This window comes from Corallococcus praedator, assembly GCF_003612125.1.
Classification (GTDB): domain Bacteria; phylum Myxococcota; class Myxococcia; order Myxococcales; family Myxococcaceae; genus Corallococcus; species Corallococcus praedator.
This window is the reverse complement of record NZ_RAWI01000466.1, coordinates 1-6,611: the sequence shown is the minus strand read 5'-3', so window position 1 is coordinate 6,611 and position 6,611 is coordinate 1. Positions and strand designations below refer to the sequence as shown.

At 71.6% G+C, this 6,611-nt stretch carries 6 protein-coding genes and 1 pseudogene; 5 read left to right on the top strand and 2 right to left on the bottom strand.

Features of this window, described 5'->3' with window-relative positions:
• Together rlmN and D7Y13_RS36235 are read left to right on the top strand one after the other, a co-directional pair.
• A partial coding sequence (gene rlmN, locus D7Y13_RS36240) for a dual-specificity RNA methyltransferase RlmN (RefSeq protein ID WP_120630948.1) occupies positions 1 to 1,064 on the top strand: 1,064 nt, incomplete at its 5' end.
• 219 nt (positions 1,065 to 1,283) lie between these two features.
• Positions 1,284 to 1,670: a hypothetical protein gene (locus tag D7Y13_RS36235; RefSeq protein ID WP_120537850.1), complete on the top strand. Its 387-nt coding sequence runs from the start codon at positions 1,284 to 1,286 to the stop codon at positions 1,668 to 1,670.
• A 39-nt stretch (positions 1,671 to 1,709) separates the two neighbouring features.
• Here the strand turns inward: D7Y13_RS36235 and D7Y13_RS36230 are convergent, their stop codons facing one another.
• Both D7Y13_RS36230 and D7Y13_RS36225 read right to left on the bottom strand, forming a co-directional pair.
• Positions 1,710 to 3,320 carry an adenylate/guanylate cyclase domain-containing protein gene (locus D7Y13_RS36230; protein ID WP_120537849.1) on the bottom strand — a complete coding sequence of 537 codons (1,611 nt, stop codon included), beginning with the start codon at positions 3,318 to 3,320 and terminating at the stop codon, positions 1,710 to 1,712.
• Between the two features lie 33 nt (positions 3,321 to 3,353).
• On the bottom strand, positions 3,354 to 4,208 hold the full coding sequence (locus tag D7Y13_RS36225) for a metallophosphoesterase family protein (RefSeq protein WP_120537851.1): 855 nt from the start codon (positions 4,206 to 4,208) through the stop codon (positions 3,354 to 3,356).
• Between the two features lie 88 nt (positions 4,209 to 4,296).
• Between D7Y13_RS36225 and gluQRS the strand changes: the two genes are divergently transcribed.
• The 3 genes and pseudogenes from gluQRS to D7Y13_RS47280 all read left to right on the top strand — a co-directional run.
• Positions 4,297 to 5,235, top strand: coding sequence for a tRNA glutamyl-Q(34) synthetase GluQRS (gene gluQRS, locus D7Y13_RS36220; RefSeq protein WP_167508811.1), 939 nt, complete (start codon positions 4,297 to 4,299; stop codon positions 5,233 to 5,235).
• A gap of 154 nt (positions 5,236 to 5,389) precedes the next feature.
• The gene (locus D7Y13_RS36215) at positions 5,390 to 6,367 is read left to right on the top strand and encodes a hypothetical protein (protein ID WP_120585926.1); all 978 of its coding nucleotides are present in this window, start codon (positions 5,390 to 5,392) and stop codon (positions 6,365 to 6,367) included.
• A gap of 62 nt (positions 6,368 to 6,429) precedes the next feature.
• Positions 6,430 to 6,611, top strand: a pseudogene (locus D7Y13_RS47280) (AgmX/PglI C-terminal domain-containing protein); the annotation flags it as partial.

The window sequence follows — 6,611 nt, the reverse complement described above, 5'->3', positions numbered from 1 at the left end:
CCCCCAACCTCTATGACCTGCCGCGCCCCGTGCTGGACGCACGTCTGGCCGACTGGGGCTTCAGCCCCCAGTACCGTGAGCGCGTGTGGACGGGGCTGTACCGCGACGGGGTGACGGCGCTGGGCGACGTGACGGGCCTGCGCCCGGACCTCCAGGCCGTGCTCCAGGAGCGCGCGCGGCTGGGCCACCTCTCCACGCACCATGAGAGCTTCAGCAGCGACGACCTCACCCACAAGCTGCTCTTGCGCCTGCACGACGGACAGACCATCGAAACGGTGCTGATGCGTTTCAAGGGCCGCGCCACCGTGTGCGTGAGCACGCAGGCCGGGTGCGCCATGGGCTGCGTCTTCTGCGCCACCGGACAGATGGGCCTGTCGCGCCACCTGACGCCGGGCGAGGTGGTGGGCCAGGTGCTCCACGTCACGCGCATCCTCAAGGCGCGGGGAGAGACGCTGCGCAACATCGTGCTCATGGGCATGGGCGAGCCCCTGCACAACTACGACAACACGATGGCCGCGGTGGACATCCTCGTGGACCCCAAGGGGCTGGCGCTCGCGCCGCGCTTCATCACCCTGTCCACCGTGGGCGTGGTGCCCGGCATCCTCCGGCTGGCGGACGAGGCGCGCCCGGTGCAGCTCGCGGTGAGCCTCCACGGCGCCACCGACGCGGAGCGCTCCGCGCTGGTGCCCGCGGGACGGCGCTGGCCGCTGAATGAACTGATGGACGCGTGCCGCTACTACGTGGCGAAGCGCAAGCGGCGCATCTTCTTCGAGTGGACGCTCATCGCGGGCCGCAACGACACCGCCGAGCACGCGCACCCTCTGGGCGCGCTGCTGCACGGGATGGACGCGCACGTGAACGTCATCCCGCTCAACCCCACCGTGGGCTACGACGGCGGACCCAGCGTGCCGGACGCGGTGCGGGCGTTCCAGGACGTGCTCACCTCCTACGGGGTGCCCAGCACGGTGCGCCAGCGCAGGGGCATCGACATCGACGCGGGCTGCGGCCAGCTCAAGGCCGCCGTGGAGCGCAAGCCCCGCCGCCCCCTTCCCGTCGCGTCCTGAGCAACCCGCCGGAGCGCGCGGGGTCGCTCGACACACCCGGACACGTCCATCCGACCTGACGTGTCACCCCCCTCCAGTAGCGTCCGCCCCGCCCCCACGTACAACATCACGTGTGGGCCCCCGCGCATTTCCATGGCCCCTTGCATGGCACTGGCTCGTGGGCACATTCTTCACGACGGCTTCCACGCAACCCCAACGGCTTTCCCGGAGGAGGTGGGCATGCTTTCCATCCAGGAGCACGGCACGGTGGAAGAGGCGAGCAGCAATCTGCTCGACTTCATCCTCATCCCCGACAACTGGCTCGAGCAGGCGGCGCCGCAGCCGGAGGGTTCCTCCTCGTGGCCTGCGTCGGACATGCAGTACCAGCGGCGCGTGGGCACCCTGCGCATCTGCGCGTCGGTGGACGTCGCGCCGTCCCTCGACGTCACGCTCCACATCGCGTTCCGCGCGCCGGGGCTCACGCCCATCAAGGCGGCGGACCACCTGGAGAGCTTCCTCAAGCAGCGCCTGCCGCTGACGCCCAACAGCGAGTGGCAGGTGGAGGTGGATGATCGCCGGTGGATCCACTTCTCGCGCCGCTACGCGGGCACGCACCTGCTGGCCTGAGGCCCGGGGCCCACGCCGCCCGCGCGCCTGCCGCGTCGCCTACAGCGACAGCCGGTGGTGCCGCAGCGGCTGGGCCACGTTCTTCACCGGCGTCTCGGTGAGGGGCCCGACCTGGAGCTTTCGCACGAAGGGCTCCTGGGACGTCTTCAGCGCTTCGTGCACGCTCTGCATCACCAGCGTCTCGCGGAAGCCTGCCAGGGACTGGAGCCGCGCGGCCTGGTTCATCCCGCTGGAGAAGGCCGTGTAGTTGCGGTTGGGACCGAAGAGGCCGCAGTTCGCGGTGGCCAGGTTCACGCCCACCGCCACGCCCAGCCCGGGCAGCCCCACCCGCTGACACAGGGCGGACACTTCCTCGCGCGCGCCCAGTTCCGCGGTGAACGCCTGGATGTCGCACGCTGCGCGCACGGCGGCCTCCGCGCGGCGCACCCGGTCCGTCTGGAAGAAGGGCGGGCCGAAGAGGCCGATGACGCAGTCGCCCACCATCTTGTCGAACACGCCGCCGTGCGCCCAGATGCAGTCCACGGCGCGCGCGCTCCATTCATCCACGAAGCGGGCGATGCTGCGCGGGCTGTCGAAGCCCTGCTCGCAGATGCGCGTGAAGCCGTTGATGTCCGCGAACAGGATGCCCACCTCCTGCTCCTGCGCCCGCAGGTGCCGCGCGTAGTCCGGGTCCTCCAGCAGCGCGTTGATGGCCTCCGTGGAGAAGAACTGCGACAGGTGGATGCGCTCGCGGTTGTAGTCCAGCAGGCGCTGGCTCAGCGTGGAGGCCAGCACGCGGATGAGGTCCATCGCATACGCGGAGAAGCCCTCGTTGTTCCAGACGACGATTTTTCCCAGGGGCTCGCTGCGCGCCCCCGCGGAGATGAGCACCGCCTCCGTGGTGCGCCCGTCGAACAGGCGCTTGAGCACGCCCGCGTCGCCGTGCAAGAGCCGCGTGCCGTGCTGATGCAGCAGCGTCTCCAGCGGGGCGCTGGGCTGCTCTCCGCTCTCGTATTCGAGCTGCCCGTGGCGGTAGGTGCGGTAGTGCAGCACGTGCGGCTGCACGGCGTCGCGGTAGAGCAGGAGGAAGCCCGGCAGGCGGACGCGCTGCGCCAGCGTGCGCACCGCCTGATCCATGCCCGCCTCGAAGACGGGATTGGCCAGGTGCTCGTTGCACTGGAGGATGACCTGGTGCTTCTCCGACGCGGTGTGGACCAGCATCAGCACCGTGTCCAGCTCCTCCGCCAGCGTGTCCAGCGTGCGCAGCTGGCGGGCGCGGGCCTCCGCGTCGCCGGGCGCTCCCGCGAAGAGCAGGCCCAGCGTGCCCACCGGGGAGCCCGCCACGTCCAGCGTCTGGATGACGAGCGTGTGGCCCTCATGGGCGCGCACGCCCGCGGCGCCCGTCAGCAGCGAGCCCGGGAAGACGCCGCCCCAGTCGCCCTCGCTCCAGGTCTGCTCCACCAGCTCCTCGTCGCGCGTGGTGAGCGCGATGGCGCGCGCGCCGGTGTGCGAAAGCAGCACGGGGAAGCAGCGCCGGAAGCACTGGGCGAGCGTTTCACGCTCCCGGAGGCTCTCCTCCAGGAGGTCGTCCGCGACACGCCCGAGCTGGCGCAGGAAGCGGTACTCCTCCAGGGACAACTCAGCGGGTGGGGCGATGGGCGCGGGGGTCATGTGCGCCCCTTGTACCGCCGCCCGTGGGCCCTGTCACAGGGCCGGAGTGTGCTTCGTGCCGCCCACCACCACCCCGCCTTCCACGTCGATGAGCCAGTAGCCCTCGTGGCCCGCCTGGGTGGAGGACCCGGCGCCGAACAGGTGGGGCCGCTCCGGGGTGGCCGGGTGGTGGTAGCGCTGGTGGATGTGGCCGTGGAGCACCGCGAAGCGCGGGCCCGGCAGCAGCTTCAAGAGGGCGTCCGCGTCGTGCAGGCCATGGTACCAGCCGTCCGCGTGGTCGGAGGCATTGCGCGGCGCGTGGTGCACCACCACCAGGATGGCGCGCCCGTCCAGGCGTGAGTCCGTCAGCAGCGCGGCCAGCCCTTCGAGCTGCGCGGGCCCGACGGAGCCGTAGGACAGCCCGGGCGTCGGCAGGGGCCGCGCCGAGCACAGCCCCACCACCGCGGCGCCCTCCCCCACCAGCCGCACGAAGGGAAAGGCGCCCTCGCGGCGGTACTCCGGAAGGTCGCTCTCCAGCAGGTGGCCGAAGTGCTGGGCGAAGCGGCCGCTCTGGTGGGCCCCCGGGGTGAAGACGTCGTGGTTGCCCGGGATGACGGTGCAGCGCGAGGGCGTCTGGACCAGGGGGCCCAGCGCGGCGCGGGCGGCGCGGAACTCCCCCTCCAGCGCGTAGGCGGTGAGGTCGCCGGAGAGGATGAAGTGATCCACCCCGGGCGCCTGTCCCGCGCGGGCGATGGCGGAGAGCGTGTGCTGCGCGTGGCGGTAGGCCTTCGCCCGTCCGCCGGCCGTCAACTCGACGAGGGCCACCCAGCGGCGCCAGCCCAGCTTGTGCAAGGGCAGGGCGAAGTAGTCCTCGGTGATGTGGACGTCGGAGCAGTGCAGGAAGCGCATGGACGGGGTCACACGGAAGGGAACGCCAGGAGGCGGCGGGGCATTCTCTCCCAGCCCGCCGGGGGAGGAAGTTATGGTCGCGCCCACGATGAGAGGACGTTTCGCGCCCAGCCCCACCGGGCGGATGCACCTGGGCAACATCCGCAGCGCGCTGCTGGGCTGGCTCCAGGCCCGGGCCGCGGGAGGCGCGTTCCTCCTGCGCATCGAGGACCTGGACCGCGCGCGCTGCAAGCCCCAATTCCTGGAGGACCTCTACGCGGACCTGCGCTGGCTGGGCCTGGACTGGGATGAGACGCCGCTGGTGCAGAGCGAGCGCGACGGCGTGTACCGCGAGGCCCAGGCGAGGCTGGAGCACGAGGGCCTCATCTACCCGTGCTTCTGCACGCGCGCGGAGATCGCCCGCGCGGCGAGCGCGCCCCACGGCCTGTCCGACGAAGGCCCGCGCTACCCGGGCACCTGCGCGCACCTCACCTCGGAGCAGATCTCCGAGCGCTCCCGCACGCGCGCCCCCGCGTACCGCTTCCGCGCCCGCCCCGGCGAGGTGCGCTTCACCGACGACCTGATGGGCCCCTACGTCCAGGACGTGCAGGCGCTGGTGGGGGACTTCGTGGTGCGCCGCAACGACGGCGTGGCCAGCTACCAGCTCGCGGTGGTGGTGGACGACGCGGACAGCCGCATCACCCACGTGCTCCGGGGGGATGACCTGCTGCCCTCCACGCCTCGGCAGCTCCAGCTGTACGAAGCGCTGCGCCTGCCCGCGCCCGACTTCCTCCACGTGCCGCTGGTGATGGGCGAGGACGGCAAGCGGTTGGCCAAGCGGGACGGGGCGTTCGCGCTGGCGGAGCTGCGCGCGCGCGGACGGGCCCCCGAGCATGTCCTGGGCCTGCTGGCCGCGTGGAGCGGCCTGGGTGATGGCAGCCCGGTGTCCCTGCCCTCGCTGGTCGCCCGCTTCAGCAGGGACGTGCTGCCGCACGCTCCGGTGGTGGCGCGCGAGTCACAGCTCCTCGATGCGCTAGGGCTGCGCTGAGACGGGCTGGCCGTCCGCCCCACCCTCCGGGGTGGAGCGGCCGTGTGGAAGTGAAATGAACGCGGTCAGGTGGTGCACACCTTCATCCCAGACACGTACGTCCTCGCCGTGACGACCGCGGCCGGGCGACACACGGAAACGAGGGTGCAAGTCCATGGCAACGATTGTCGAAAGCGAACGGGCCGGCGTCGTCAGGGAACGCTCCGGCGTCATCCCGGCCATTCCGGGCAGTGCGTCCAAGCTGAGCTGGGGGGCCATCTTCGGTGGCACCTTCGTGGCGCTGGGCGTGTGGATCCTCCTGTACACGCTGGGGCTCGCACTGGGCCTGTCGTCGGTGGATCCCGGCAACGCGGGCAGTGCGAAATCCGCGGGCATCTTCACCGGCATCTGGAGTGTCATCGTGCCGCTCGTCGCCCTCTTCGTGGGCGGACTGGTGGCCGCGCGCACCGCGGGCATCGTGGACAAGGCGGGAGGCGCGATCCACGGCGCGGTGCTGTGGGGCCTGACGACGCTCGCGGGCGTCATCGTCCTGGGCATGGTGCTGTCGTCGGTGATGGGCGCGGTGTTCAACGTCGGCAAGGCGGCGGTGGGCGCGGGTGGCTCCGCGGCGATGGGCGCCGTGACGGGAGGCGGCGATGCGGCGAAGACGTTCGGCCTGGATGCCAATGATGCGCTCGCGCCGGTGAACCAGCGGCTGCAACAGGAGGGCAAGCCCGCCATCACGGCGAACCAGTTGGAGGCGGCGACCAAGGACATCGTCACCGAGGGCGTGCGCCAGGGCCGCATGGACCGTGAGCTGCTGGTGAGCAACATCGCGCAGAACACCAACCTGTCGCGCCCGGACGCCGAGGACGTGGCCAACCGCGTGGAGCAGCAGGTGGATCAAGCCAAGGCGAAGGCCGGGCAGGTGGGCCAGCAGGTGCAGCAGGGCGCGCTGAAGGTGGCGGACCAGTCCGGCCGCGTCTTCTGGGGCCTCTTCGCCGGGCTCCTGCTGGGGCTCGTCGCGGCGGTGCTGGGCGCCACCCTGGGCGTCAGCCGCCGCCAGCGCATCCTCGGGGAGGGCGTGGTGGCGACCACCACGACCACCCCTCCGACGACGACGACGACGTCGCGTCGCGAGGTGTACCCGTAGTCTCGGGCGCTCGCGTGCATCCCCGCTTCACGGTGAACCCGTGAGGCGGGTATGACACGCGGGTGGCGCCCTCGCACCGCACCGTCCTCCACTGGTTCATCATCCCCGGCGTGAGCCTGGGCCTGCTGCTCCTGTGCGCGCTCGGTGCCTCCTGGCTCACGCGGTCCAACGAAGTCCCGGAGTCGCACGTCCTCGCGCCCGCGCCGTCCCCGGTTGCTGAACCCCGCGCACCGGTCCCCACGCC